Origin of the sequence: Micromonospora sp. CP22, from assembly GCF_009712475.1 — a bacterium.
Taxonomy (GTDB): Bacteria; Actinomycetota; Actinomycetes; order Mycobacteriales; family Micromonosporaceae; genus Micromonospora.
Map to the genome: position 1 here is coordinate 92,123 of NZ_VCJO01000001.1, position 25,100 is coordinate 117,222.

24 protein-coding genes are annotated in these 25,100 nt (G+C 70.9%); 21 read left to right on the top strand and 3 right to left on the bottom strand.

Annotated features, from left to right (window positions below; genetic code table 11):
* The first annotated feature begins 169 nt into the window (after window positions 1-169).
* From folP to FF096_RS00445, 7 genes are all read left to right on the top strand, one after another.
* Window positions 170-1,099, top strand: a complete 930-nt coding sequence (folP, locus tag FF096_RS00415) for a dihydropteroate synthase (protein ID WP_309222396.1) — start codon at window positions 170-172, stop codon at window positions 1,097-1,099.
* Window positions 1,096-1,461 (top strand): dihydroneopterin aldolase, encoded by a 366-nt coding sequence (gene folB / locus FF096_RS00420; RefSeq protein ID WP_155214375.1) that lies wholly within the window; start codon window positions 1,096-1,098, stop codon window positions 1,459-1,461. The genes folP and folB overlap by 4 nt, the downstream gene beginning before the upstream one ends.
* Window positions 1,458-1,985 (top strand): 2-amino-4-hydroxy-6-hydroxymethyldihydropteridine diphosphokinase, encoded by a 528-nt coding sequence (gene folK, locus FF096_RS00425; RefSeq protein WP_155214376.1) that lies wholly within the window; start codon window positions 1,458-1,460, stop codon window positions 1,983-1,985. Before folB ends, folK begins: the two co-directional genes overlap by 4 nt.
* Window positions 1,986-2,094: 109 nt before the next feature.
* Window positions 2,095-2,580, top strand: a complete 486-nt coding sequence (locus FF096_RS00430; protein ID WP_230462230.1) for a DUF3180 domain-containing protein — start codon at window positions 2,095-2,097, stop codon at window positions 2,578-2,580.
* A gap of 170 nt (window positions 2,581-2,750) precedes the next feature.
* Window positions 2,751-3,959, top strand: coding sequence for an ABC transporter permease (locus FF096_RS00435; RefSeq protein WP_155214378.1), 1,209 nt, complete (start codon window positions 2,751-2,753; stop codon window positions 3,957-3,959).
* 64 nt (window positions 3,960-4,023) lie between these two features.
* A complete protein-coding gene (locus tag FF096_RS00440) occupies window positions 4,024-4,329 on the top strand; it encodes a hypothetical protein (RefSeq protein WP_155214379.1) in 306 nt (101 codons plus the stop codon).
* Between the two features lie 78 nt (window positions 4,330-4,407).
* Entirely contained in the window at window positions 4,408-4,899 is a 492-nt protein-coding gene (locus FF096_RS00445) for a hypothetical protein (RefSeq protein ID WP_155214380.1), read from the top strand.
* Between the two features lie 60 nt (window positions 4,900-4,959).
* On the opposite strand, the gene FF096_RS00450 is transcribed toward FF096_RS00445, so the two are convergent.
* Window positions 4,960-5,955 (bottom strand): ABC transporter ATP-binding protein, encoded by a 996-nt coding sequence (locus FF096_RS00450; protein ID WP_309222397.1) that lies wholly within the window; start codon window positions 5,953-5,955, stop codon window positions 4,960-4,962.
* 2 nt (window positions 5,956-5,957) lie between these two features.
* On the opposite strand from FF096_RS00450, the gene FF096_RS00455 reads away from it, so the two are divergent.
* The 4 genes from FF096_RS00455 to FF096_RS00470 all read left to right on the top strand — a co-directional run bounded on the left by FF096_RS00455 (window position 5,958) and on the right by FF096_RS00470 (window position 10,531).
* Window positions 5,958-6,644, top strand: coding sequence for an ABC transporter permease (locus tag FF096_RS00455; RefSeq protein WP_155214381.1), 687 nt, complete (start codon window positions 5,958-5,960; stop codon window positions 6,642-6,644).
* Window positions 6,645-6,726: 82 nt separating this feature from the next.
* The gene (locus FF096_RS00460) at window positions 6,727-7,449 is read left to right on the top strand and encodes an ABC transporter permease (protein WP_155214382.1); all 723 of its coding nucleotides are present in this window, start codon (window positions 6,727-6,729) and stop codon (window positions 7,447-7,449) included.
* 302 nt (window positions 7,450-7,751) lie between these two features.
* On the top strand, window positions 7,752-8,753 hold the full coding sequence (locus FF096_RS00465) for a glycine betaine ABC transporter substrate-binding protein (RefSeq protein ID WP_230462212.1): 1,002 nt from the start codon (window positions 7,752-7,754) through the stop codon (window positions 8,751-8,753).
* A gap of 155 nt (window positions 8,754-8,908) precedes the next feature.
* On the top strand, window positions 8,909-10,531 hold the full coding sequence (locus tag FF096_RS00470) for a hypothetical protein (RefSeq protein WP_196222410.1): 1,623 nt from the start codon (window positions 8,909-8,911) through the stop codon (window positions 10,529-10,531).
* Between the two features lie 31 nt (window positions 10,532-10,562).
* On the opposite strand, the gene FF096_RS00475 is transcribed toward FF096_RS00470, so the two are convergent.
* Window positions 10,563-11,744: an NADH-quinone oxidoreductase subunit D gene (locus FF096_RS00475; RefSeq protein WP_196222411.1), complete on the bottom strand. Its 1,182-nt coding sequence runs from the start codon at window positions 11,742-11,744 to the stop codon at window positions 10,563-10,565.
* Between the two features lie 37 nt (window positions 11,745-11,781).
* Complete coding sequence (locus FF096_RS00480) at window positions 11,782-12,981, bottom strand: SAM-dependent methyltransferase (protein WP_155214385.1); 1,200 nt, start codon at window positions 12,979-12,981, stop codon at window positions 11,782-11,784.
* A 111-nt stretch (window positions 12,982-13,092) separates the two neighbouring features.
* Here FF096_RS00480 and FF096_RS00485 point away from each other — a divergent pair, with 111 nt between their 5' ends.
* The 10 genes from FF096_RS00485 to FF096_RS00530 all read left to right on the top strand — a co-directional run bounded on the left by FF096_RS00485 (window position 13,093) and on the right by FF096_RS00530 (window position 25,093).
* The gene (locus FF096_RS00485) at window positions 13,093-14,055 is read left to right on the top strand and encodes a Rossmann-like and DUF2520 domain-containing protein (protein WP_155214386.1); all 963 of its coding nucleotides are present in this window, start codon (window positions 13,093-13,095) and stop codon (window positions 14,053-14,055) included.
* Between the two features lie 38 nt (window positions 14,056-14,093).
* A complete protein-coding gene (panC, locus tag FF096_RS00490; protein ID WP_309222580.1) occupies window positions 14,094-14,942 on the top strand; it encodes a pantoate--beta-alanine ligase in 849 nt (282 codons plus the stop codon).
* Between the two features lie 26 nt (window positions 14,943-14,968).
* Window positions 14,969-15,388 (top strand): aspartate 1-decarboxylase, encoded by a 420-nt coding sequence (gene panD / locus FF096_RS00495; protein ID WP_155214387.1) that lies wholly within the window; start codon window positions 14,969-14,971, stop codon window positions 15,386-15,388.
* Between the two features lie 156 nt (window positions 15,389-15,544).
* Window positions 15,545-16,441 carry a septum formation family protein gene (locus FF096_RS00500; protein ID WP_155214388.1) on the top strand — a complete coding sequence of 299 codons (897 nt, stop codon included), beginning with the start codon at window positions 15,545-15,547 and terminating at the stop codon, window positions 16,439-16,441.
* Window positions 16,442-16,502: 61 nt separating this feature from the next.
* The gene (locus FF096_RS00505) at window positions 16,503-18,197 is read left to right on the top strand and encodes an L-aspartate oxidase (RefSeq protein WP_155214389.1); all 1,695 of its coding nucleotides are present in this window, start codon (window positions 16,503-16,505) and stop codon (window positions 18,195-18,197) included.
* The gene (nadC, locus tag FF096_RS00510; protein ID WP_155214390.1) at window positions 18,194-19,090 is read left to right on the top strand and encodes a carboxylating nicotinate-nucleotide diphosphorylase; all 897 of its coding nucleotides are present in this window, start codon (window positions 18,194-18,196) and stop codon (window positions 19,088-19,090) included. The genes FF096_RS00505 and nadC overlap by 4 nt, the downstream gene beginning before the upstream one ends.
* 19 nt (window positions 19,091-19,109) lie before the next feature.
* Window positions 19,110-19,868 (top strand): type III pantothenate kinase, encoded by a 759-nt coding sequence (locus tag FF096_RS00515; protein ID WP_309222398.1) that lies wholly within the window; start codon window positions 19,110-19,112, stop codon window positions 19,866-19,868.
* Window positions 19,869-20,143: 275 nt separating this feature from the next.
* Complete coding sequence (gene lysS / locus FF096_RS00520; protein ID WP_309222399.1) at window positions 20,144-21,652, top strand: lysine--tRNA ligase; 1,509 nt, start codon at window positions 20,144-20,146, stop codon at window positions 21,650-21,652.
* Between the two features lie 115 nt (window positions 21,653-21,767).
* Window positions 21,768-22,118 (top strand): Lsr2 family protein, encoded by a 351-nt coding sequence (locus tag FF096_RS00525; protein WP_308440940.1) that lies wholly within the window; start codon window positions 21,768-21,770, stop codon window positions 22,116-22,118.
* Between the two features lie 440 nt (window positions 22,119-22,558).
* Entirely contained in the window at window positions 22,559-25,093 is a 2,535-nt protein-coding gene (locus tag FF096_RS00530) for an ATP-dependent Clp protease ATP-binding subunit (protein WP_155214781.1), read from the top strand.
* Window positions 25,094-25,100 lie beyond the last annotated feature (7 nt).

Here is a 25,100-nt window from a genome sequence, read left to right on the forward strand (position 1 = left end):
TCGATGCTGGGCAATTCCACAGCGTACGGGCCGCCCCCCTTTGCGACAAGCCGCGAAGATGCTGCCCGAAGCGACCCGGACGACCGATCGTACACCTGTTCCAATTGCCATGTCAGCGCCGTGGACCGGGCGGTCTGCGACGGGCGGTGGGACCGGTACCGTCCTAACCGTGACCGATCTGGTACGGGCTTCGGCCCCCGTGGTGATGGGCGTCCTGAACGTCACGCCGGACTCTTTCTCCGACGGCGGACGTTACGCCGACGTCGAGGCCGCTGTCGCACACGGCGTCCGGCTGCGTGCCGACGGAGCCGGGTTGGTTGATGTCGGTGGAGAGTCGACCCGACCCGGTGCCGACCGGGTGGACAGCGAGACCGAGATCGCCCGGGTGGTGCCGGTCATCCGGGAACTGGCCTCGGCGGGCGTCACGGTCAGCATCGACACCACCCGTGCCCGGGTGGCCGTGGCGGCGCTGGACGCCGGAGCGGCGGTGGTCAACGACGTATCGGGAGGGCTCGCCGACCCCGACATGGCCCGGGTGGTCAGCGACGCCGGTTGTCCCTGGGTGCTGATGCACTGGCGGGGCCACTCCCGCCGGATGAGCGAGCTGGCCAGCTACGGCGACGTGGTCGCCGACGTCCGTGCCGAACTCGGCCAGCGGGTGGAGGCCGCGCTCGCCGCCGGGGTGGCCCCGGATCGCATCATCATCGATCCGGGCCTCGGCTTCGCCAAGAACGCCGCACACAACTGGCAGCTCAGCGCCCGGTTGCCGGAGCTGATCGAACTCGGCTACCCGCTGCTGTTCGGTGCCAGCCGCAAGTCGTACCTGGGCCAGCTGCTCGCCGGCCCCGACGGCGTGCCTCGGCCCACCGACGGTCGGGAGATGGCCACCGTCGCCACCAGCCTGCTCGCGGTCGCCGCCGGTGCCTGGGGGGTACGCGTGCACGACGTACGCGCCACCGTCGACGCCCTCGCCGTCTGGCAGGCCACCGGCCGTCCCCGACTGACCGGCGCGACCACCCCCGTCGGCGCGCCGACCGCTGACGCCGGCGGGGTAGCTGCGACACGGCGGAACACGGGAGACAGGCGGGTCCGACGATGACCGACCGGATCGAGTTGACCGGCCTGCGGGCACACGGCCGGCACGGGGTGTACGACTTCGAACGCGCCAACGGTCAGGACTTCGTCGTCGACGCGGTGCTCGAACTCGATCTGGGCCCTGCGGCCCGGTCCGACGACGTGCGGGACACCGTGCACTACGGCGAGTTGGCCGAACGGCTGGTCGAGGTGATCACCGGCGAGCCGGTCAACCTGATCGAGACCCTCGCCGACCGCCTGATCGAGGTCTGCCTGGCGGATCCACGGGTCACCGCCGTGACGGTCACCGTGCACAAGCCCGAGGCGCCGGTGCCGCACGCCTTCACCGACGTGGCCGTGACGATGCGCCGGACGCGTACCCGATGACCCGCGCCGTGCTCTCCCTCGGCAGCAACCTCGGTGACCGACTCGGCCACCTGCGCACCGCGCTGGCCGTCCTCGGTGACAGCGTGCTGGTGGTCTCCGGGGTCTACGAGACCCCGCCGTGGGGTGACCCCGATCAGCCGACGTACCTCAACGCCGTGCTGTTGGCCGCCGACCCGACCGCTGGCCCGTACGACTGGTTGGCGCGGTGTCGGGCGGCGGAGGAGGCCGCCGGTCGGGTCCGTGATCCGGCGCGCCGCTTCGGCCCGCGTACCCTCGACGTGGATGTCGTCGCGGTGTGGACCGACGACGACCAGCCGGTGCTCTGCGACGACCCCGAGCTGACCCTGCCGCATCCCCGGGCGCACCTGCGGGCCTTCGTGCTCCGGCCGTGGATCGACATCCAGCCCTACGGGCGACTGCCCGGGCACGGTTGGCTGACCGACCTGCTCACCACCGGTCCGGCCGCCGCAGAGGTCCCGGAACTGAGCCCACGACCCGATCTGACGTTAGAGTCGACGGCATGAGCGAGCGCAGCGAGCGGACCATCAGGCTCAGCGCGTTGGCGCCTCATGACGGTGCGGAGCGGGGCGGAGTGTCGGCATGAGCGTTTCCCCGCCACCCGACGGGTCGCGGATGGGGCCGACCCGTATCTCGACCCTGGTGGTGACCGCCCTCGCCGCCGCCGCGGTGGCCTGGCTGCTGATCAGCGGTCTTTACTACGACCAGCTGCCACCGCTGCCCTGGCTGCCGGTGGTGACGCTGGCCGGGCTCGCCGTGCTGGAGGCGTACGCCGCGATCAACACCCGGGGTCGGATCGAGCGCCGGCCGGGCCGGGACCCGGTCAACCCGCTGATGGTGGCCCGGTTCGTCGTGCTGGCCAAGGCGTCCTCGCTGGTCGGTGCCATCTTCGCCGGCGGCTACGCGGGCATGACGGGTTGGCTGTTCGTGCAGTCGACCCGCGCCGCCGCCGATGACCGCCCGGCCGCCATCGCCGGTCTGCTGGCCTCGACCGCCCTGGTGGCCGCCGCGCTCTGGTTGGAGAGGTCGTGCCGGGTTCCCGACCAGCCTGACGACGACCACGAGCCGGACGACTGGGACAGCCACCCGGGCCGCCGCTAGGCGCGGGGCGGTGAGCCGCCCCGACCTGCGCTGTCGTCGGTGGCTGTGCAGGTGGGGGTTACGCCCGGCTCTGGCGCGCGGGTACGGTGCCTGCGACCGAAAGGCAACGCCCCGCCGCCGGTCCGCCCGTGCGTCGGTGGAGTCCGGGCGGCCGCTGGGAGGCATAGATCATGGGGTACGACGAACCGGGCCGTGGTGGACTGTCGGAGTCCGCCTCGGCCAGTCCCGTGACCGGGGCGGAGGCGGTTCTCGACGAACCCGAGACCGAGCCGGGTCGGGACCGTTTCGGCGTCTACATCGTGTGGGAGACGCTGCTGCTGCTCGGCTTCGGGGCACTGGTCTACCTGGTGTGGCGAGAGGACCCGGCGATGCTGCGCGGCAGCGGGCTGCGGAACCTCATCGTCGACGTGGTCGGCCTCGGCCTGCTGGCGCTGGCCGCCGGGCTGACGCTGCGTACCGCTGCGGTCAACCTCGCGATCGGCCCGGTCGCCGTCGCGGCCGGGCTGCACTTCGCCGAGCAGAGTGACCGTGGGGTGCTCGCCACCGTCGGCACGGCCACGGCGGTGGCCGCGATCGGTGGGTTGCTGCTCGGGCTGGTGGTCGTACTGCTGCACGTGCCTGGCTGGGCGGCGAGCCTCGGTGGCGCGGCCGGTGTCATCGTCTACATCGAGCAGCGTTCCGCGCCCGTGCTGGTGCAGGGGGACTACGACCCGCGCGGGACCGCCGGCCAACTCTTCGTCGGTTTCGCCGCGATCGCGGTGTTCGGCGGGCTCTTCGGAGCGGTGAACCCGATCCGACGGCTGGTCGGCCGGTTCCGCCCGACCGCCGACCCGGCCCGTCGACGGGGTGCGGCGGCTGCCGTCGTCGTCACCGGTGGCTACGTCTGCTCCACCGTGCTGGCGACGCTCGCCGGGGTGTTGATCGCCTCGGCCGACCAGAGGGTGACCCCGGCGACGGGGCTGGACTGGACGGTGCTGGCGGTGGGCGCGACGCTGCTCGCCGGCACCAGTGCGTTTGGGCTGCGCGGCGGCGTCTTCGGCACGCTGCTGGTGGCCGGTGCGCTCGGCCTGTTCCTCGGGTACGCGCAGGCCCGCGGCTGGACGGTGAGCCTCTGGGCGATCGGTGGGGCCGCGTTGGCCGTCGGCCTCGTCGTCACCCGCATGGTCGAGACGTACGGGCGTCCGGCGGCGGTGGTCGGTGTGCCGGCTCCGCCGCCGGCCGAACCGGTCAGCGGCGGTGGATGGAGTGTGGCGCAGCCGCAGCCGGTCGGTGACTGGCCGCCCGTGCTGCCCGCCCAACCCGCGGTCGGCAGCACGGATCCGTGGGGGGACCGGCGCTGGGAGAGCAGCCCCCGAACCTGGGACGTCGACGACCGGTGACCGGCCGACACACGCCGTACGTCGTCGCCGCGCCGGGAGTGATCTCGACGGTTAGGCTCGGCACATGACCGACACATCATCGAGCTCCGGCGGCCGGTCGTTCGAGGAGTTGGACGCCCTCTCCACCGAGGAGCTGCGGGAGCGTGCGTTCGCCCTCGCCCGGGAGCGCCGCGACGTGAAGTTCTTCTGGTCGGTGCTGCGGCATCTGCCGAACGCCGACGAGGCTGCCGCGCTCGACGGTGCGCCGAACTCGGTGGGGCCGACGATCGACGAGGCGGTGGCGCTCTGGCGTGAGTTGACCGGGCACGGCTACGAGGAGTCCGCCCCCCTGTTGCGCGCCGCGTTCATCGACTACCTGATGAAGGATTAGTACGGCGTCAAACGCGCGTACCACCATAAATAACGCCTCGCGTTTGCCTGCGTCGATGCGCTGGGAACTAGCGAGGCCATGGCTCTCACCAATCGGTACAAGTCCGCACCGGGCGCCGGCACGCTCGCCGCGCTCGTCCTGGTTCTCGTCTTCGGTAGCCCCTGGTACGTCGACTGGGCCAGGAACAACACAGATCCGGACAGCGCCGGCGGCTGGTTCCTCAGACTGCTCGCCTGGCCGGCCTGGCGATTCGACTCCTCCGACTCGATTCAGGAGATCTTCGCCGACGACCTGAAGGCGATCCTCGTGGTCGTCCTCACCTTCGTGTTCCTCTACCTGTTGCCGGGCTCCCAGCTCGCCCGTGCCCGGGGCACCATCAGCCAGTTCTTCGCCGGCTGGGCGGCGTTCATCTTCGCCGGGGCGTTCGCCGCCCTGCTCACCACGCTGATCCGGAGCAACCCGTCGTTGCTGGGCGCCTTCCAGGCGGCCGGGGACGGCGCGGAGTACGGACTCTTCGTCGGCTGGATCATCGGCATCGCCACCCTGGGCGGGTACCGGGGACGGCGTTGACGGCACGGCCGGGTCCGTCGGTGGGATGGACCCGGCCCAACATCCGTGCCGCGCGTCGACTCAGCCGGTCGGTTCCGCCAGGGTCAGGATGCGTTCCCGGCTGAGCGTCCCGACCGGCTGCCCGTCCTCGGTGACCACGGCCTGCCCACCCGGGGAGGTGAGCAGCACGGCCAGAGCGTCGTACGCCGAGCCGCCCAACGGCACCGTCGGTAGGTTCGCCACACCGTCGACCGGCAGTGGGTCGAGCACCTCCCGAGTCACCGGGGTGACCGCCAGCCGCCGGATGCCCCGGTCGACCCCGACGAACTCGCGGACGAAATCGGTGGCGGGAGCCCCGAGCAACGCCGCCGGGGTGTCGTACTGCTCCAACCGGCCGCCCTCGGAGAGCACCGCGATCCGGTCACCGAGCCGAACGGCCTCGTCCAGATCGTGGGTGACCAGGACGATGGTCTTGCGTACCTCCGCCTGCAACCGCAGGAACTCCTCCTGAAGCCGGGTACGCACGATCGGGTCGACGGCGGAGAAGGGCTCATCCATCAGCAGCACCACCGGGTCGGCGGCGAGCGCCCGGGCCACCCCGACCCGCTGCCGCTGGCCGCCGGAGAGTTCGTGGGGGTAGCGCCGGCCGAACTGCGCCGGATCGAGACCGACCAGTTCCAGCAGCTCCGCCACCCGACGCTGCGTCGCGGCGGTGGTCCAGCCGAGCAGCCGGGGCACGGTGGCGATGTTGGTGGCGACGGTCTGGTGCGGGAAGAGCCCGACGTTCTGGATGACGTAGCCGATCTGTCGGCGTAGCTTCACCGGGTCGACCCGGGTGACGTCGGAGTCACCGAGCAGGATCCGGCCGGTGGTCGGCTCGATCAGCCGATTGATCATCCGCAACAGGGTCGACTTGCCGCAGCCCGACGGGCCGATCAACACGACCAGTTCGCCCTCGTCGACGTGCAGGCTGAGCTCTCGGACCGCCTCGGTGCCGTCCGGGTAGCGTTTGCCGATGCCGTCGAGGGTGATCGACGCCGCACGTCGATCGCTGCCGGCACCCGGGGTAACGTCCACGTATGTCCTTCCGCCTGAGCTACCGGGCTGATCCGGGTAACCCGTGGTTCTCCTGGCAGTACGTGCGGGACAACTCGGAGACGGTGCTCAACGCCCTGCGCGAGCACACCACGCTGACCCTCCGGGCGGTGCTCATCGCGGCGTTGATCGCCATCCCGCTGGCGGTGGTGGCCTACTGGTTCCGGCCACTCACCGGGCCGATTCTCGCACTCACCGGGGTGCTCTACACGGTCCCCTCCCTGGCCCTGTTCGCATTCATCGCCCCCTATCTGGGCATCGGTGTGGCGACCGTGCTGAGCGTGGTGGTGCTGTACGCGCTGCTGGTGATCGTGCGCAACACCGTCGCCGGGCTCAACCAGGTGCCGGCGGAGGTCCGGGAGGCGGCCGAGGGGATGGGCTACGGCCGCTGGGGTCGACTGTTGCGGATCGAGTTGCCGCTGGCCGTACCGGGCATTCTGACCGGCCTGCGGTTGGCCACGGTCTCCACCGTGGCTCTGGTGACCGTCGGAGTGGTGATCGGGCGGGGTGGGCTCGGGCAGATCATCTTCGCCGGTTTCCAGAACAACCTCTACAAGGCACAGATCATGACCGGGACGCTGCTCTGTGTCCTGTTGGCCCTGGTGCTCGACCTGCTCCTGATCGGGGCCGGTCGGCTGCTCACGCCGTGGCTGCGCGGGCGGGCTGGTTGAACGTGACGACGCGACGGAGGGGCATCGGGATGGTCCGCGCGAACGACGGGGGACGGCGGGTCCGGGACGGTCGGGGAGCGCGATGAATCCGGTGTCCCAGGCGGTGGTCTGGCTCAACGATCCGCTCAACTGGACGAACCCGGGCGGCATCCTGGACCGGCTCGGCGAGCACGTCAGCATTTCGGCCACGGCGGTGCTGCTGGGTTGTCTGGTGGCCTGGCCGCTGGGCCTTTGGCTGGGCCACACCGGCCGGGGCGGTGGGCTGGTGGTGCTCGTCTCCAACCTCACCCTGGCGGTGCCCACCCTCGCCCTGCTCACCATCCTTCCGTTGACGTTCCTCGGGTTCGGCCGACCGGCTGTGGTGGTGGCCCTGGCGGTCTTCGCCGTGCCGCCGCTGCTGGCGAACGCGTACACCGGGGTGCGGCAGGTCGATGCGCAGACCCGGGAGGCGGCCCGTGGCATGGGGATGACCGGGGCGCAGGTGCTGCGGCGGGTGGAGCTACCGCTGGCGGTGCCCTATCTCGCGGCCGGTTTCCGGACCGCCGCCGTCCAGGTGGTCGCCACGGCGGCGCTGGCGACCTTCGTCAACGGCGGCGGCCTGGGCGAGATCATCCGCTTCGGATTCGGGTTGAGCATCGCGGTCGGCGGTGGTCAGATCCTGGCCGGTGGGCTACTGGTCGCCGGGCTCGCGGTCAGCGTCGAACTGATCTTCGCCCTGGTCGAACGGTTGGTCACTCCCCGGCCGCTGCGGCGGGCCCGGCATCGTGCCGGGCGACGTGCGGCGGACGCCGTCACCGGGTCCTGATCGCCGGGCGTCCGCGCTGTGGTGCCCATGCCCCAGCGCAAGTCTCGGCCGACGGCACACCGCGCCGCGCGGTCACTCGCCGTGCATCCGGGCGTGCGGTCCGGTCACCACACGCCGTGCCGTGTGGTCGCTCACGGCGCGACGACCCCGATGGGTGACGTTCTGGTGACGAATGGCTTCTCGGGTTGTCGGAGGCGCGCGTCAGGATGTTGGGTGGAGATCGCGGGCGGCCGAAGGGCGAGTCGCCCGTCGGACACGCGGCCGGTCCACCCGGGCCGCGCCGGGACACGGAAGGCGGGCGGATGCGCGCAGGTAGAAGGCTGTCTATCGCGGTGGTGGGGGCGGTCGCGGCGGCGACGGTGCTGGCGGGCTGCGGTGACGCGGGCTCGTCCGGCACCGAGGCACCCCAGCAGGGCGCCTCGGGCGAGGGTTGCGCCCCGGTGGCCGGCGAGCAGCTGATCGCGCTGGAGGACGACAAGTCGCTCCAGAACGCGGACAACATCATCCCGGCGGTCAACAGCGAGGTGGCGACGCCGCAGCTGATCGCCGCGCTCGACAAGGTCTCCGCGGTGCTCGACACGCCGAAGCTGGTGCAGCTCAACAAGGCGGTCGACGTGGATCGCAAGAGCGCGCAGGCCGCGGCGAAGGAGTTCGCCGACGCCAACTCGTTGACCGAGGGCGTGGAGAAGGGCCCGGGTGGACGGATCACGGTGGGGGCGGGCAACTTCACCGAGAGTGAGATCATCGCCGAGCTTTACAAGATCCAGCTTGCTGCGGCGGGCTACCAGGTCACCGTGCAGCAGATCGGCAACCGGGAGTTGTACGAGCCGGCCCTGGAGAAGGGCGAGATCCAGGTCGTCCCGGAGTACGCGGCCACCATCGCCGAGTTCCTCAACGGCAAGGCGAACAGCGGCGGACAGCCGGTCTCCTCGCCGGACGTGGACAAGACCGTCACCGCGCTGCGTGACCTGGGTGAGAAGGTGGGCCTCACCTTCGGCGCGCCGGCAGCGGCACAGACCCAGAACGCTTTCGCCGTGACGCAGGAGTTCGCCGACAAGTACGGCGTACGGACCCTCTCCGAACTGGCCGAGAAGTGCTCGGGTGCGGCGACGGTGCTGGGTGGCCCGCCGGAGTGCCAGGAGCGCCCGTTCTGCAAGCCCGGCCTGGAGCAGACCTACGGGTTGACCGTCGGTTCGTTCTCCTCGCTCGACGGCGGTGGCCCGCTGACCAAGACGGGTCTGCGCAACGGCACGATCAGCGTCGGCCTGGTCTTCTCGACCGACGCGGCGTACGCCCAGGGCTGAGCCCTCGCGACATCTGACGGCACCCCGGCCGAGCTGGCCGGGGTGCCGTCCTCGTTTGCCCGGTTCGCGGCAACCGGCGCACCTCGGCGAACCCGTCGGCGATCCGGCTGTCGAGCCGTTCCCACGTGACGCAACTCTCGGTAGGCTGCGGACCCATGCCTGCCCCGGTGCCTGCCGACCCGCGCAAGCTGCTCACCGTGCTCTTCTGGGGCGGTGTGGCACTGGCTCCCGTCGCGGCACTGATACTGCTGGTCGCTGACGGCAACGGCCCACTACGGTTCGCCGCGGTGCTGGCCATCATGGCGGTGGTGCTGATCGGGCTCTCCATCGCGTTGCGTACCGACGGCGGCGGGCAGTACTCCGAGGAGTTCCGCGCGGAGGTCGACGAGCTGCGGCGCGAGTTGCGCGGCGAGATCGTGGCCGCCGCCCAGCGCGGTAACCAGGCGCTCGACGAGGTCCAACGGGTCCAGGACGTGGTGGCCGGGTTGCGTCGACGGGTCGAGGCCGGTGGCGTCGCCTCGCCCGCCAACGACGAGGCGCCCGGTGCGGGGCGGGCCCGGGTGGCGGCACCGGAAGCACGGGCGCAACAGGCCGACCGGCCGGCCGGGGTGTACGGCACCGCCCAGCCCGGCCCGACCGGCGGCTACGACAGGCCGCGACCAGGGCCCGGCCAGGACCGTCCAGCCAGCGGGTCTGCCGGTGTCTACGGTTCACCGTCCCGCGCCGAGCCGGAACACCGCCCGGGTGAGCCGGGGCCGAGGCCGCTCGGGGTGGTCCGGCACACCGAGACGGTGCACGTGACCACCCGGCACACGATCGTGGGTGAGTCCGGCGGCTACCCGTCGACGTGGTCGGGCACACCGACCGGGGAGCACAGGCGCGGCGCCGACCGGGACGACCATTCCTGGTCCGACGGTGGCGACCGTTCCCGCCGGGACGACAGTCCCCGCTGGTCGGCCGGGGAACGCCCGGACGAACGTTCCTGGTCTTCGGCGGCCGAGGAGGAGCGTTCCTGGTCCGGCTCGTTCCGTGACGACGAACGGCCCCGGTCCGGCCCGCGGCACGAGGCGGACCACTCCTGGTCGCCGCCACGGGAAGAGAGCAGATGGTCGGCCGGGCGGGACGACTGGTCCACCCCGCGCGGCGGTGGCCCGGCCTATCCCGGCGGGCCCTCGCCGGACGGTCCTGACTGGGCGGGCCCGCGCGACGACCGGAGCTGGGACTCGGCCGGTCGGCAATGGGAGGCTCCGGCCGACCCGGCACCGGTGGCCCGGGGGCATCGGGCGGACGACACCGGGGAGTACTGGGCGCAACTGCGGGCCGGAGACCGCTGGGCGGCGGTACGCGACGACGACCGGGGCCGCGAGCTGCGCGTCGGGGAGCGCCGGGCAAAGGTGCACACCGATCCGGGCGGCACCGAATACCGGATGGAGGACCGCTGGGCGAGCGTACGCCGCGACGAGCCACGCCGGGAGGCGGCGGGCGACGACGCGTGGCGGGACGGCTGGGGTGAGCCGGAGAGCCGTCCGGCGTTGCCCGCCGGTGGAGTGCCGGTACCGCAGGACTGGCGTCCGCCGCGCCAACGCGGCTACCAGCCCGAACCAGTGCCCGGGCAGCAGCCCGAACCGGTCGCCGGCTACGCCCCGGAGCCGGCGCACGGCTACCAGCCGGGGCCCGGATGGGGTCAGCGTCCGGGTGCGGAGCCGTACGGCCGACGGCACCATGCGGAGGAGCCCGGCTACGGTCCCGCGCCGCACGACGGTGGCCGCTGGCGCTGACCGTCGCCGACCGGCACTGGCCGGGTGGCCGTCACTTGTCGACGTCGCCGACCACGAAGAACATCGAGCCGAGGATGGCGATCAGGTCCGGCACCAGGCAGCCGGGCAGCAGGGTTGCCAGGGCCTGCACGTTCGCGTACGAGGCGGTACGCAGCTTCAGCCGCCACGGTGTCTTCTCGCCCCGGGAGACCAGGTAGTAGCCGTTGATGCCGAGCGGGTTCTCCGTCCAGGCGTACGTGTGTCCCTCAGGTGCCTTGAGCACCTTGGGTAGCCGGGTGTTGATCGGCCCGGTCAACTGGTCGACCCGGTCCAGGCACTGCTCCGCCAGGTCGAGCGAGGCGTACACCTGGTCGAGCAGCACCTCGAAACGGGCGTGGCAGTCGCCGGCCGTCTTCGTCACCACCGGGACGTCGAGCTGGTCGTAGGCCAGGTACGGCTCGTCCCGGCGCAGGTCGAGGTCGAGCCCGGAGGCTCGGGCGACCGGACCGGAGGCGCCGAACGCGGCCGCGTCGGCCGCCGACAGCACGCCGACGCCGACGGTGCGGGCCAGGAAGATCTCGTTGCGCCGGATCAGGTTGTCCAGGTCCGGCATCCGCCGCCGCACCTCGCCGATGGCGTTTCGGGCCCGCCCGGTCCAGCCGGCGGGCACCTCCTCCTTCAGACCACCGACCCGGTTGAACATGTAGTGGATCCGCCCGCCGGAGACCTCCTCCATCACCGCCTGGAGAGTCTCCCGTTCCCGGAAGGCGTAGAACATCGGGGTGATCGCGCCGATCTCCAGTGGATACGAGCCGAGGAACATCAGGTGGTTGAGCACCCGGTTCAACTCGGCGAGCGCCATCCGCAGCCAGGTGGCCCGTTCGGGGACCTCCATGCCCATCAGCCGTTCCACGGCGAGCACCACGCCCAGCTCGTTGGCGAACGCCGACAGCCAGTCGTGCCGGTTGGCCAACACGATGATCTGCCGGTAGTCGCGTACCTCGAACAGCTTCTCCGCACCGCGGTGCATGTACCCGACGATCGGTTCGGCGCTGAGTACCCGCTCGCCGTCGAGGACGAGCTTGAGGCGCAGCACGCCGTGCGTGGACGGGTGCTGGGGGCCGATGTTCAGCACCATGTCCGCGCCGAGTTGCTCCCCGCCGGTGCCCGGCACCAGTCCCGCCCCGGTGCCGACGGTCAGCTCGCGCAGATCGCCCGTGGTCATGTCCGCCATCGTGCCATGAACCACCGTGCCGAGCGGCGCGCGCCCGTCAGCCGCGTACGCCGTCGGTGTTCTCGGTCAGCGTCGCGAGGAACGGCAGCCGGTCGGCGGGCAGGCCGACCGGCTGGCACAGCCACCAGTGGCCGCCGAGCCCGGCCGGATCGGTCAGCTCGGCCGCCGCCGACGTGCTGGCCAGCGCCCGCAGGTAGCGGGCCGGGTCGCTGGAGGCCAGGCTCAGCGGCGGTCGTCCGCCGTCGGCCCCGAGCGCGCGCAACGCCTTCCGCTGTGCGGCCAGGACGTACGCACACCGGGCGACCCGCTCACCGGCGGAGGCGACCGAGTCCATGGCGACGTGTGCGGTGACGTCGCAGGAGCCGTCCGGTACCGGTGGCACCTGCCGCCCGCCCCGGTAGCCCGTCAACGTCCCGCCGAACGGCCGCTCCTCGCGCAGATGCCCGTAGTCCACGGTCACCACGAGTCCCCGGTCGACGTGGCCGACCGCGTCCGCCCACGCCTCGTCTCTCGTCCGCCCGATCTCCGCTCTTTCTGTGGGGGTTTCCGGGCAGCCCGACGTGGCCGGGATCGACCCGTCTCTCTCGGGCTGGGGAGGCCACCAGGTGGTCAGCCAGTCGAGGTCAGCGGGGCTGATCCGTTCGCCGGTCGTCTCGGCTCCGGTGGTGGGGTCCACGAGGAGATACCGCCAGCCGTCGTCGGCGTGGGTGGCCAGGTCGAGGGGGACGTTGTCGAGCCACTCGGTGGCCAGCAGCAGGCCGGTGATGGCGGTGGGAATCTCAGCTGTCCAGGTGATCTGGTCGGGAAGGTGCTCGGGACGTGGGGCCAGTTCGACGGCGGTGAACCGTACCCGCCGAGCCAGCGGAACCGGCGCGGACGGCGACTGGTCGAGGACGCCGGGCGGACGCGCGGCGGCTGTGGTGGTCCCGGCTGCCGGGGAGCCCGCCCGCGCAGGGATCAAGCCTGACCGCCCGGAGCGGGCGGGCTCCCCGGCAACCCCCACGGCGAGAGCACCCAGCAGCTCACCCCGTCCCGCCCCCACGTCCACCACATGGAACGGCTCAGGAAAGTCCAGGGCGGCGTCCAGATGGTGGATCAGCCGGAGCAGCGCCGAGGCGAAGATCGGCGAGGCGTGCACGCTGGTGCGGAAGTGGGCCGCCGGACCCGCGCCGGAGACGAAGAAGCCCTCGGGCCCGTAGAGCGCCTGACGCATCGCGTCCCGCCAGCGCATCGACATAGGGCCCTCCTCACACCGCCGGTGAACGATTTCACACCTTCTTGTTTCGGATCGGCGTCAGCGACGCATACTTGCCCCGACCGGTACCCGCCTCGAGGACTGGATCGTGACATGAGCGCACCGCTGCGCACCCACTCGGCCGCCCGTGGGCGGCCCGCGACCGCGACATCGTCCCAGGTCGCCTTCCCGAGCGTGCTCACCGTCGGCATCATCGGCGCCGGACGGGTGGGTGCCACCCTGGGCGCCGCGTTGGCTGCCGCCGGTCACCGGGTGGTAGCCGCCAGCGGTGCCTCCGGCGCCTCCCAGGCGCGCCTGGCGCTGCTCCTGCCGACGGTCTCCCGCCGCTCGGTCGTCGAGGTCGCGCGAGCTGCCACCGACCTGCTGCTGATCACTGTGCCGGACGACGCGCTGGCCGGGGTGGTGGCCGACCTGACGGCGGACGGCGCACTGCGTCCCGGTCAGGTGGTCGCGCACACGTCCGGAGCACACGGTTTGGCGGTGCTGGCCCCGGTCGGCACGGCCGGTGCCCGTCCGCTGGCGCTGCATCCCGCGATGACCTTCGCCGGTACGCCCGACGACCTCGGTCGGCTGCCCGGCGTCTCGTACGGGGTGACCGCGCCGGCCGAGCTGCGCCCGCTGGCCGCCCGCCTGGTGGTCGATCTCGGTGGGGTGCCCGAGTGGATCGTCGAGGCGGACCGGCCGCTGTATCACGCGGCGTTGGCGCACGGCGCGAACCACCTGGTGACCCTGGTCAACGAGGCGGCTGACTGGTTGCGCGACGCCGGGGTGGGTCAGCCCGAGAAGGTGCTCGCCCCGCTGCTGCGTGCCGCGCTGGAGAACGCGCTGCGCCTCGGCGACGAGGCGTTGACCGGCCCGGTCTCGCGCGGTGACGCGGGGACGGTGCGGCGGCACCTGGCCCGACTAGCCGCCACCGCGCCCGACTCGGTCGAGCCCTACCTCGTCCTGGCTCGGCGTACCGCCGAACGGGCCGTCGCGTCCGGTCGGCTGCGTCCGGCCGACGCGACGGCGCTGCTCGGCGTCCTGGACGGGTACGGAAGTCAGGTGGCGGCGTGACCGTCGGGGGAGGGCAGATGCCGAACGAGGTGGATCACGTGACGGAGTTGGTGCACACCCGCGCCGATCTGGCCAGGGCGCGAGCCGCCCGCACCGGAACGGTGGGGGTGGTGATGACCATGGGGGCGCTGCACGAGGGGCACGAGGCCCTCCTGCGGGAGGCCCGGTCGCGCGCCGACCACGTGATCGTGACGATCTTCGTGAATCCGCTCCAGTTCGGGCCGAACGAGGACTTCGACCGCTATCCGCGTACCCTTGAATCTGATCTTGAGATTTGTCGGCGGGCCGGCGCGGACCTGGTCTTCGCGCCGTCCGTGGCGGAGATGTACCCCGGCGGTGAGCCGGCGGTGCGGGTCAATCCCGGGTCGCTCGGCGAGGACCTGGAAGGACTGAGCCGTCCGGGGTTCTTCCACGGCGTGCTCACCGTGGTGCTGAAGCTGCTCCAGCTCACCCGGGCCGATCTGACCTTCTTCGGTGAGAAGGACTACCAGCAGCTGACCCTGGTCCGGCGGATGTGCCGGGACCTGGACGTCCCGGTCGAGGTGATCGGGGTGCCCACCGTACGGGAGCCGGATGGTCTGGCCCTGTCCAGCCGCAACCGCTACCTCTCACCGGCTGAGCGGAAGGTGGCGCTGAGCCTGTCCCGGGCGCTGCGGGCCGGTGCGGAGGCCGCCTCGGCCGGACGCGATGCCGCCGCGGTGCTGACCGCGGCGCACGCCGCCTTCGGCACCGGCGAATCGGGAGCGCGGCTGGACTACCTGGTGCTCACCGATCCGGACCTGGAGCCCGGGCCGGTCCGAGGTCCCGCCCGGCTGCTCGTGGCGGCCTGGGTGGGCGACACCCGGCTGATCGACAACGCCCCGATCCTGCTCGACCCGGCTCGCTGACCACCAACCCCGCGAAAGGCATCCCGATGTTCCGCACGATGCTCAAGTCCAAGATCCACCGGGCCACGGTGACCCAGGCGGACCTGCACTACGTCGGTTCGGTGACCGTCGACGAGGACCTGCTCGACGCCGCCGACCTGCTGCCGGGTGAGCAGGTGGCGATCGTCGACATTACCAACGGCGCCCGGCTGGAGACGTACGTCATCCCGGGGCAGCGGGGCAGCGGCGTGATCGGCATCAACGGCGCCGCCGCCCGCCTGGTCCAGCCGGGCGATCTGATCATCCTGATCGCGTACGGGCAGATGGACGACGCCGAGGCCCGCGCGTACCGCCCTCGGGTGGTGCATGTGGACGCGGACAACCGGGTCGTCGACCTCGATGCCGATCCGGCCACCGCCGCGCCCGGCACCGCCGGTGCACCGGTGCCCAACCCGCTGTCGGTGTAGCTCCGGACGCCAGACGTCGTCGGCGTGTCCCTACCGGCGACACCTCCCACCGGTCACGACGATCATGCCGTGATTCCGGTCTGTCACCAGAAGGTCATTTCTGGTTACCCTGAAGGCGCCGTCGGGGGACGGCCGCTGACTGGGGGAGGCGGCGCCATGCCACGTGCGACGAGAGCCCTGGTCGCGACCTTCATGGTGGCAGCGCTGCTGGCCGGCTGTGGGTCGACCGGAGGGCTGGATGGCGACCTGGTCGACGACTGGGCCGCACTGCCGCCACCCGGGCCGTTCACCCCGGCCGCCGGAGTCTGTCACGAGGCCGACTTCGCCCAGGTGGTGTCGGTCGGGGCGTACGCGCCGGTGGACTGCGCCGAACCGCACCGGGTGGAGACGGTGCACGTGGGCGCCTTTCCCGCCGAGCGGAGCGCACCACCACCCACCGGCTCGGCGGAACTGCGTACCGCCTTCGCCGAGTGCGACAACCGGGCCAACGGCTACGTGGGCGACAACTGGCGGGCCGGGCGGCTGCGGTTGGCGGTCGCGGTACCGTCCGAGCCGGGCTGGGCGGCCGGCTCCCGCTGGTACCGCTGCGACCTGATGGAGGTCGACACGGTGGACGCGGGTGCCAAGGTCGTGGTGCGTACCGGGTCGCTGCGCGACGTGCTCCGGACGGCTTCGGCGCTGCGCCTGAGCTGCCACCAGACACGTACCAACAGCAACGGTGTGGTGCAGTCCCTGGTTCCGGTGGCGTGCGCCGAGCGCCACGACGCCGAGTTCGCCGGTGTCTGGCCGGCACCGGAGGGCCCGTACCCGACGCGAAACGCCCATTGGGCCCCCTTCTACGCCGGGTGCCGCTCGGTGCTGGCCCGCTTCGCCGGCCTGCCGGACGACACCGACCTGGTCTTCCGCACCGATGTGGTGGTGCGTCCGCCCAGCGCCGGTCGGTGGCGGGTGGGTGACCGGGGGATCCGCTGCTATCTGTGGCTCAGCAACCGCCAGGTGACCGGGACGCTCAAGGGCGCCGGTCCGGACGGACTCCCGCTCCGGACGAAGTAGCCGGAACCACTCGTCCCGCCCCCGCCGCCCGGGGCGAAAGGCATTCGGGTTGACTGTGGGCATGGACCTACCGACCGTCGGCCTGCCGGCGCTGCCGAGCCGGCTGGCCGCCCCAGAGCCGGGCTGGGTGGAGACCACCGACGTGATCGTGGTCGGCTCCGGGGTGGCCGGGCTGACCGCCGCCCTACATCTTCGTGAGGCGGGCCTGCACGTCACCGTGGTCACCAAGGTCGACATCGACGAGGGCTCGACCAGATGGGCGCAGGGCGGTATCGCCGCCGTGCTCGACCCGGCCGACACCCCGGCCATGCACGCCTCCGACACCGAGATCGCCGGTGTGGGCCTGTGTGACCCGGCGGCGGTCCGCGTGCTGGTGGAGGAGGGGCCGACCCGGCTGCGGGAACTGATGCGCCTCGGTGCCGAGTTCGACCGCAACGACGACGGCTCGTTGATGCTGACCCGGGAAGGCGGGCACCGGACCGACCGCATCGTGCACGCGGGCGGCGACGCGACGGGCGCGGAGGTGCAGCGGGCGCTGCACGAGGCGGTCCGGCGCGACCCATGGATCAGGCTCGTCGAGCACGCGCTGGTGCTGGACCTGCTCCGGGCCCCCGGCGACGGTCCGGGTGGGCTCGGTGCCGCGTGCGGGATCACGCTGCACGTCCTCGGTGAGGGCAGCGAGGACGGCGTCGGCGCCCTGCTGGCCCGCGCGGTCGTGCTGGCCACCGGCGGGATGGGGCAGATCTTCGCGGCCACCACCAACCCGGCGGTCTCCACCGGCGACGGGGTCGCCCTGGCCCTGCGGGCCGGTGCGGCGGTCACCGACGTCGAGTTCGTGCAGTTCCACCCGACCGCGCTGATCGTTCCCGAGCACGCTCGGGTGCCCGGCGCCGGCCACGCCCAGCAGCCGCTGGTCTCCGAGGCGCTGCGGGGCGAGGGCGCGCACCTGGTGGACGCCGACGGGAAGCGCTTCATGCTCGGCCAGCACGAACTGGCCGAGCTGGCGCCACGGGACGTGGTCGCCAAGGGCATCCACCGGGTGCTGCTGGCCACCGGTGACGACCATGTCCACCTCGACGCCCGCCATCTCGGCGGTGACTTCCTGGCCCGACGGTTCCCCACGATCGTGGCGTCGTGCCTGGCCATCGGCGTCGACCCGGGCACCGACCTGATCCCGGTGGCGCCGGCCGCGCACTACGCCTCCGGTGGGGTCCGCACCGACCGGCGCGGTCGGACCTCCATTCCCGGCCTGTACGCCTGCGGCGAGGTCGCCTGCACCGGCGTGCACGGCGCCAACCGGCTGGCCAGCAACTCGCTGCTGGAAGGGCTGGTCTTCTCCCGGCGGATCGCCGACGACATCGCCTCCGGTTTGCCCGAGCAGGCACGCCCGGCGGACACCGGGGTGTGGCGGGGCGAGGGTGGGTGGGTGCTACCGGCCGCGACGACGCCGGTGTTGCAGCGGGCGATGACCCGCGGTGCCGGGGTGCTCCGCTCGGCCGCGACGCTCACCACGACCGCCGCCGACCTGGTCGAGTTGGGCGGTGCTCGCGGTACCCCGCGCACCGCCGACTGGGAGGCGACGAACCTGCTGACGGTGGCCGCCACGCTGGTCGCTGCGGCGTACGCCCGGCAGGAAACCCGGGGCTGCCACTGGCGGGAGGACTTTCCGACGGCCGACGAGCGGTGGCTCGGTCACCTGGTCGGCGCGGTCGACGGACAGGGACGGTTGACCACCCGGTGGGAGGAGACGCGATGACCGGCGAGACGGAACGGATGTTGCGCGCGGCCGGGCTGGACCCGGACCAGGTGCGCCGGATCATCGAGAACGCGCTCGTGGAGGACCTCGGCCCGGACGGCCTCGACGTGACGAGCGTCGCCACCATCCCGGCGACGCAGACGGACAACGCCGACGTGGTGGCCCGCGCCGACGGCGTGGTGGCCGGACTGGCCGTCGCCGCCGCCGTGTTCGAGTTGACCGCCGAGGTCACCAGGGCCGGGCGTACCGTCGACGTCACGCTGGTGGCACAGGACGGCGAGCGGGTGGCGCGCGGGGATGTGCTGGCCACGGTCACCGGCCCCACCCGGGTGCTGCTCACCGCCGAACGGACCGCCCTCAACCTGCTCTGCCGGATGTCCGGGGTGGCCACCCACACCCGGGCCTGGGCCGACGCGTTGGCCGGTAGCAAGGCGATGGTGTTGGACACCCGCAAGACCACGCCCGGGCTGCGTGCCCTGGAGAAGTACGCGGTCCGTGCCGGTGGCGGCACCAACAAGCGGATGGGCCTGCACGACGTCGCGATGGTCAAGGACAACCACAAGTTCGCGGCGGGTGGCGTCGCCGCCGCCTACCGCCGGGTCCGGGAAGCGTTCCCGGACGTGCCGGTGCAGGTGGAGGTGGACACCCTCGCCGAAGCGGTGGAAGCGGTCGAGGCCGGGGCGGACTTCCTGCTGCTGGACAACATGCCGCCGACGGTGCTCGCCGAGGTGGTCGCCGCCGTCGGTGATCGGGCCGAGCTGGAGGCGACCGGTGGGCTGACCATCGCCGACGCGGCGGCGGTGGGCGCGACCGGCGTCGACTTCCTCTCCGTCGGCGCGCTCACCCACTCCTCACCGATCCTGGACATCGCCCTGGACCTGCGCACCGACTGAACCCGTCTAGGCTGCGTGCGTGCTGCTCTGCATCGACATCGGGAACACCAACACCGTGCTGGCGACCTTCGACGGCGACAAGCTGGTGCACTCCTGGCGGATCAAGACCGACGCCCGTTCGACCGCCGACGAGCTGGGTCTGATGTTCCGGGGACTGCTCGCCGGTGACGCCGTCGAGATCACCGGCGTGGCCGCCTGCTCGACGGTTCCGGCGGCCCTGCGCTCCCTGCGGACCATGCTCACCCGCTACTACGGCGAGCTGCCGAGCGTCATCGTCGAGCCCGGCGTACGCACCGGGGTGCAACTGGCCATCGACAACCCGAAGGAGGTCGGCGCGGACCGGGTGGTCAACACGCTGGCCGCGTACACCCTCTACGGCGGCCCCTCGATCGTCGTCGACTTCGGCACCACCACCAACTTCGACGTGATCAGCGGGCGGGGTGAGTTCCTCGGTGGCGCGTTCGCCCCCGGCATCGAGATCTCCTTCGACGCGCTCGCCGCCCGCGCCGCCCAGCTCCGCAAGGTCGAGGCGACCCGACCCCGCTCGGTCATCGGCAAGAACACCGTCGAATGCCTCCAGGCGGGCCTCTACTTCGGGTTCGCTGGCCAGGTGGACCGGATCGTGGAGCGGATGGCTGCCGAGATGGGCGAGCTGAAGGCGGTGATCGCCACCGGTGGGCTGGCCTCGCTGGTGCTCAACGAGTGCCGGACCATCACGCACCACGAACCGATGATCACGTTGATCGGGCTGCGCATGGTCTACGAGCGAAACCTCTGATTCTGTTGCGGTTGGGGGTTCCGGCGACCCGACCGGCTCCGGGCTATCAGGCTTGATCCCTGCGCCGGTCGGGCTGCCCGGAACCTTCGGCGGCCAGCGCCATCCGTTCCTTGGGCTTCTGTGAAGCTTCTTTGCGAGTGGAGCGTGCGGGGGCGGCGCCGGGCCTGCTGGGTGGGGTGGGTCATGGGGGTGGGTTATCCGGTAACGGGGGTTCGGGGGCTTGAGTACGCTCTGGGCTTGACCCCGTCTGAATTCTCCCGCCGAGGAAGCGTGCCGTGACCCAGCAGAGCCCCGTGCCAGTCGACCCCGCCGACGACCTTCCCGAGCAGATGAAGGTCCGCCGGGAGAAGCGGGACCGGATGCTCGCCGACGGTGTGCAGCCCTATCCGATCGGCTACCCGCGTACCGACTCGCTGCGTCAGCTGCGCGAGCGCTACGCGGATCTGCCCACCGACACCGCCACCGGCGACCGGGTCTCGGTCACCGGCCGGGTGATCTTCGTACGGAACACCGGCAAGCTCTGCTTCGCCACCTTGCGCGACGGCGACGGCACCGAGTTGCAGGCCATGCTGTCGCTGGACCGGGTCGGCGCGGAGCGCCTGGAGGACTGGAAGCGTCTGGTGGATCTCGGTGACCACGTGGGGGTCACCGGTGAGGTGATCACCAGCCGCCGGGGTGAGTTGTCGGTGCTGGCCGAGGAGTGGGCGGTCACTGCCAAGGCGCTGCGGCCACTTCCGGTGGCACACAAGCCGCTCAGCGAGGAGGCCCGGGTCCGGCAGCGCTATGTCGACCTGATCGTCCGCCCGCAGGCGCGGCAGATGGTGCGTACCCGGGCGGCGGCGTTGCGCAGTCTGCGCGATTCGCTGCACGCCGAGGGCTACCTGGAGGTGGAGACGCCGATGTTGCAGTTGCTCCATGGGGGCGCTGCGGCTCGGCCTTTCGTGACCCACAGCAATGCGCTCAACACCGATCTGTATCTCCGAATCGCTCCGGAACTGTTTCTGAAGCGTGCCGTCGTCGGTGGCGTCGAGCGGGTCTTCGAGATCAACCGCAACTTCCGTAATGAGGGCATCGACTCCTCGCACTCACCCGAGTTCGCCATGCTGGAGGCGTACGAGGCGTACGGCGACTACAACACGATGGCGGAGTTGACCCGTAATCTCGTCCAGCAGGCGGCGATCGCGGTCTCCGGATCGACGGTGGTCACTCACGCTGACGGGCGGGAGTTCGACCTCGGCGGTGAGTGGCGTTCGGTCACTCTCTTCGGTGTCCTTTCCGAGGCGCTCGGAGAGGAGGTCACGGTCCACACCGAGCGCGCTCGGCTGGTCGAGTACGCGGACAAGGTGGGCATGTCCGTCGACCCCAAGTGGGGGCCGGGCAAGCTGGCCGAGGAACTCTTCGAGGAGTTGGTGGTACCCGGCCTGGAGGCACCCACCTTCGTTCGGGATTACCCCGAGGAGACCAGTCCGTTGACGCGGTCCCACCGCAGCGAGCCGGGCCTGGCCGAGAAGTGGGACCTGTACGTGCTCGGCTTCGAGCTGGGCACCGCGTACTCCGAGCTGGTCGACCCGGTGGTGCAGCGGGAGCGGCTGGTGGCCCAGGCGCAACTGGCCGCCCGGGGCGACGACGAGGCGATGCGACTGGACGAGGACTTTCTCCGGGCCATGGAGTACGGAATGCCACCGTCCGGTGGCATGGGAATGGGAATCGACCGCCTCCTGATGGCGCTGACCGGCCTCGGAATTCGGGAAACCATCCTCTTCCCCTTGGTCCGCCCGGAGTAGTCGTACGGAAACTTTCCGGCTCCTTACCGCATCCTATTGACGCGACAAGCATCAGGCGGGTTATTGTGCTCTTGCAGTTGGCAGGAGCTACCCCTGCTCGAAAGGAATGTGGGACGTGGCCAAGCAGATCATTCACAAGCTGGTCGATGACCTGGACGGCGGGGACGCGGACGAGACCGTCAAGTTCGCGCTCGATGGCGTTCAGTACGAGATCGACCTGTCCGGTTCGAACGCAGAGAAATTGCGCGACGTATTCGCGCCGTACATCGCCCACGGCACCAAGGTCGGTCGCGGCGGTGTGGTCGTGGGCGGCCGGGCCGCCCGTGGTCGGGGCGGTGCCACCGCTGACCGTGAGCAGAACAAGGCCATCCGAGCCTGGGCACGCAAGGCGGGCAAGGACATCTCGGACCGGGGCCGGATCCCCCAGGAGATCGTCGACGAGTACCACTCGAAGGCCGGTCACTGAGATCAGGTACGCACCGTAGTTCACGACGCCGGCCCGGAGACTCTCCGGGCCGGCGTCGTCGTTCCCGGGACTGTCCGGGGCCTACCGCGCGTTGTCCACAGGTGGTGGATAACTTGTCCACAACCTGTGGATGGTGCCGTGGTGATGCCGTCCCCGGGGCGGGGGCGCCTCCGTGCGGCGCTCCCGGAGGTCCCGGCCAGCGGGCCGAATTTCGCTCTGCGCGTACACGGACCACGCCCGGAACACCCGCTGAGCGTGGATGGTTGTGCAAAACGACGCGTATCGGGCCTACGAGGCAGACACACGAGGTCAGCCGAGTCGGCTCGCGGCGATAGAGTAATGAGGCGCGGACGCCCGTCCTGGGCGCTCGCGTATCCGGCCCCGCCGAGAGTCTTGACCACCAAGATCGAGTGCGCACGGCACGTGAGGAGCACGAGGGCATGTTCGAGCGGTTCACCGACCGAGCGCGACGGGTTGTCGTCCTGGCCCAGGAAGAGGCCCGGATGCTCAACCACAATTACATCGGTACGGAGCACATCCTGTTGGGCCTCATCCATGAGGGCGAGGGTGTGGCGGCGAAGGCTCTGGAGAGCTTGGGGATCTCTCTGGAGGGCGTTCGCCAGCAGGTTGAGGAGATTATTGGTCAGGGCCAGCAGGCGCCGAGTGGGCATATTCCGTTCACGCCTCGGGCTAAGAAGGTGCTGGAGCTGTCGCTGCGCGAGGCGTTGCAGCTGGGCCACAACTACATCGGCACGGAGCACATCCTGTTGGGGTTGATCCGTGAGGGCGAGGGTGTGGCCGCGCAGGTGTTGGTGAAGCTGGGGGCGGACCTGAACCGGGTTCGTCAGCAGGTGATCCAGTTGCTGTCGGGCTATCAGGGCAAGGAACCGGCGGCGGCGGGGACGGCTCCGGGTGAGGCTGCGCCGTCGACGAGTCTGGTCTTGGACCAGTTCGGGCGGAATCTGACGCAGGCTGCCCGTGAGGGCAAGCTCGATCCGGTCATTGGGCGGGAGAAGGAAATCGAGCGGGTGATGCAGGTGCTCTCCCGCCGGACGAAGAACAACCCGGTGCTGATCGGTGAGCCGGGTGTGGGCAAGACGGCTGTGGTGGAGGGGCTGTCTCAGAAGATCATCAAGGGCGAGGTGCCGGAGACGCTGAAGGACAAGCAGCTGTACACGCTTGACCTCGGTGCGTTGGTGGCGGGGTCGCGGTATCGGGGTGACTTCGAGGAGCGCCTGAAGAAGGTGCTCAAGGAGATCCGCACCCGCGGCGACATCATCCTGTTCATTGATGAGATCCACACGCTGGTGGGTGCGGGCGCGGCGGAGGGTGCGATCGACGCCGCGAGCATCTTGAAGCCGATGTTGGCGCGAGGTGAGTTGCAGACCATCGGCGCGACGACGTTGGACGAGTACCGCAAGCACCTGGAGAAGGACGCGGCGCTGGAGCGACGGTTCCAGCCGATCCAGGTCGGTGAGCCGTCGTTGGCGCACACCATCGAGATCCTCAAGGGCTTGCGGGATCGGTACGAGGCGCACCACCGTGTGTCGATCACCGACGCGGCGTTGGTGGCGGCGGCGACGTTGGCTGATCGCTACATCTCCGACCGGTTCCTGCCGGACAAGGCGATCGACCTGATCGACGAGGCGGGTGCGCGGATGCGGATCCGTCGGATGACCGCGCCGCCGGACCTGCGTGACTTCGACGAGCGGATCGCGCAGGTGCGCCGCGACAAGGAGTCCGCGATCGACGCGCAGGACTTCGAGCGGGCCGCGCAGCTGCGGGACAAGGAGAAGCAGCTGCTGGGCCAGAAGGCGCAGCGGGAGAAGGAGTGGAAGGCCGGTGATCTGGACGTCGTCAGTGAGGTCGACGACGAGCAGATCGCTGAGGTGCTGGGCAACTGGACGGGCATCCCGGTCTACAAGCTGACCGAGGAGGAGACCTCGCGTCTGCTGCGCATGGAGGACGAGCTGCACAAGCGCGTCATCGGCCAGGAAGACGCGGTCAAGGCGGTGTCGAAGGCGATCCGACGCACGAGGGCAGGTCTGAAGGACCCGAAGCGTCCGTCGGGCTCGTTCATCTTCGCCGGCCCGTCCGGGGTGGGTAAGACCGAGCTGTCCAAGGCTCTCGCGGAGTTCCTGTTCGGCAGCGAGGACGCCCTGATCCAGCTGGACATGTCCGAGTTCCACGACCGGTACACGGTGTCCCGGCTCGTCGGTGCCCCTCCCGGCTACGTCGGCTACGACGAGGGCGGGCAGCTGACCGAGAAGGTGCGGCGTCGGCCGTTCAGCGTGGTGCTGTTCGACGAGATCGAGAAGGCCCACCCGGATGTGTTCAACACGCTGCTGCAGATCCTGGAGGACGGTCGGCTCACCGACGGTCAGGGCCGGATCGTGGACTTCAAGAACACGGTCATCATCCTGACCACGAACCTGGGCACCCGGGATGTCGCCAAGGCGGTGTCGCTGGGCTTCCAGGCCTCGGAGGACTCCGAGTCGAACTACGACCGGATGAAGCAGAAGGTCAACGACGAACTCAAGCAGCACTTCCGGCCGGAGTTCCTCAACCGGATCGATGACACCATCGTGTTCCACCAGCTGCGCCAGAACGAGATCCTGTCGATCGTCGACATCATGATCAGCCGGATCGAGACCCAGCTGCGGAACAAGGACATGGGCCTGGAGTTGACCGACAACGCCAAGAAGTACCTGGCCGCGAAGGGCTTCGACCCGGTGCTCGGGGCGCGTCCGCTGCGTCGCACCATCCAGCGCGACATCGAGGACAACCTCTCCGAGCGCATCCTGTTCAACGAGCTGACCCCGGGTCAGATCGTGGTGGTGGACTGCGAAGGCGATCCCGACAACACCGACAAGTCGAAGCTTGTCTTCAAGGGGTCTGACCGGCCGGTGCAGGTGCCGGACGCCGTACCGGCCGACCTCGGCGGCACGGCGGCCTCGACAGGCACGGACGAGTAGCTCGTCA

Bases quoted from the DNA above. Each gene is read 5' to 3' on its own strand.
- folB (WP_155214375.1), top strand. From the start codon at position 1,096: ATGACCGACCGGATCGAGTTGACCGGCCTGCGGGCACACGGCCGGCAC.
- folK (WP_155214376.1), top strand. From the start codon at position 1,458: ATGACCCGCGCCGTGCTCTCCCTCGGCAGCAACCTCGGTGACCGACTC.
- FF096_RS00430 (WP_230462230.1), top strand. From the start codon at position 2,095: ATGGGGCCGACCCGTATCTCGACCCTGGTGGTGACCGCCCTCGCCGCC.
- FF096_RS00435 (WP_155214378.1), top strand. From the start codon at position 2,751: ATGGGGTACGACGAACCGGGCCGTGGTGGACTGTCGGAGTCCGCCTCG.
- FF096_RS00440 (WP_155214379.1), top strand. From the start codon at position 4,024: ATGACCGACACATCATCGAGCTCCGGCGGCCGGTCGTTCGAGGAGTTG.
- FF096_RS00445 (WP_155214380.1), top strand. From the start codon at position 4,408: ATGGCTCTCACCAATCGGTACAAGTCCGCACCGGGCGCCGGCACGCTC.
- FF096_RS00455 (WP_155214381.1), top strand. From the start codon at position 5,958: ATGTCCTTCCGCCTGAGCTACCGGGCTGATCCGGGTAACCCGTGGTTC.
- FF096_RS00460 (WP_155214382.1), top strand. From the start codon at position 6,727: ATGAATCCGGTGTCCCAGGCGGTGGTCTGGCTCAACGATCCGCTCAAC.
- FF096_RS00465 (WP_230462212.1), top strand. From the start codon at position 7,752: ATGCGCGCAGGTAGAAGGCTGTCTATCGCGGTGGTGGGGGCGGTCGCG.
- FF096_RS00470 (WP_196222410.1), top strand. From the start codon at position 8,909: ATGCCTGCCCCGGTGCCTGCCGACCCGCGCAAGCTGCTCACCGTGCTC.
- FF096_RS00475 (WP_196222411.1), bottom strand. From the start codon at position 11,744: ATGGCGGACATGACCACGGGCGATCTGCGCGAGCTGACCGTCGGCACC.
- FF096_RS00480 (WP_155214385.1), bottom strand. From the start codon at position 12,981: ATGTCGATGCGCTGGCGGGACGCGATGCGTCAGGCGCTCTACGGGCCC.
- FF096_RS00485 (WP_155214386.1), top strand. From the start codon at position 13,093: ATGAGCGCACCGCTGCGCACCCACTCGGCCGCCCGTGGGCGGCCCGCG.
- panD (WP_155214387.1), top strand. From the start codon at position 14,969: ATGTTCCGCACGATGCTCAAGTCCAAGATCCACCGGGCCACGGTGACC.
- FF096_RS00500 (WP_155214388.1), top strand. From the start codon at position 15,545: ATGCCACGTGCGACGAGAGCCCTGGTCGCGACCTTCATGGTGGCAGCG.
- FF096_RS00505 (WP_155214389.1), top strand. From the start codon at position 16,503: ATGGACCTACCGACCGTCGGCCTGCCGGCGCTGCCGAGCCGGCTGGCC.
- nadC (WP_155214390.1), top strand. From the start codon at position 18,194: ATGACCGGCGAGACGGAACGGATGTTGCGCGCGGCCGGGCTGGACCCG.
- FF096_RS00530 (WP_155214781.1), top strand. From the start codon at position 22,559: ATGTTCGAGCGGTTCACCGACCGAGCGCGACGGGTTGTCGTCCTGGCC.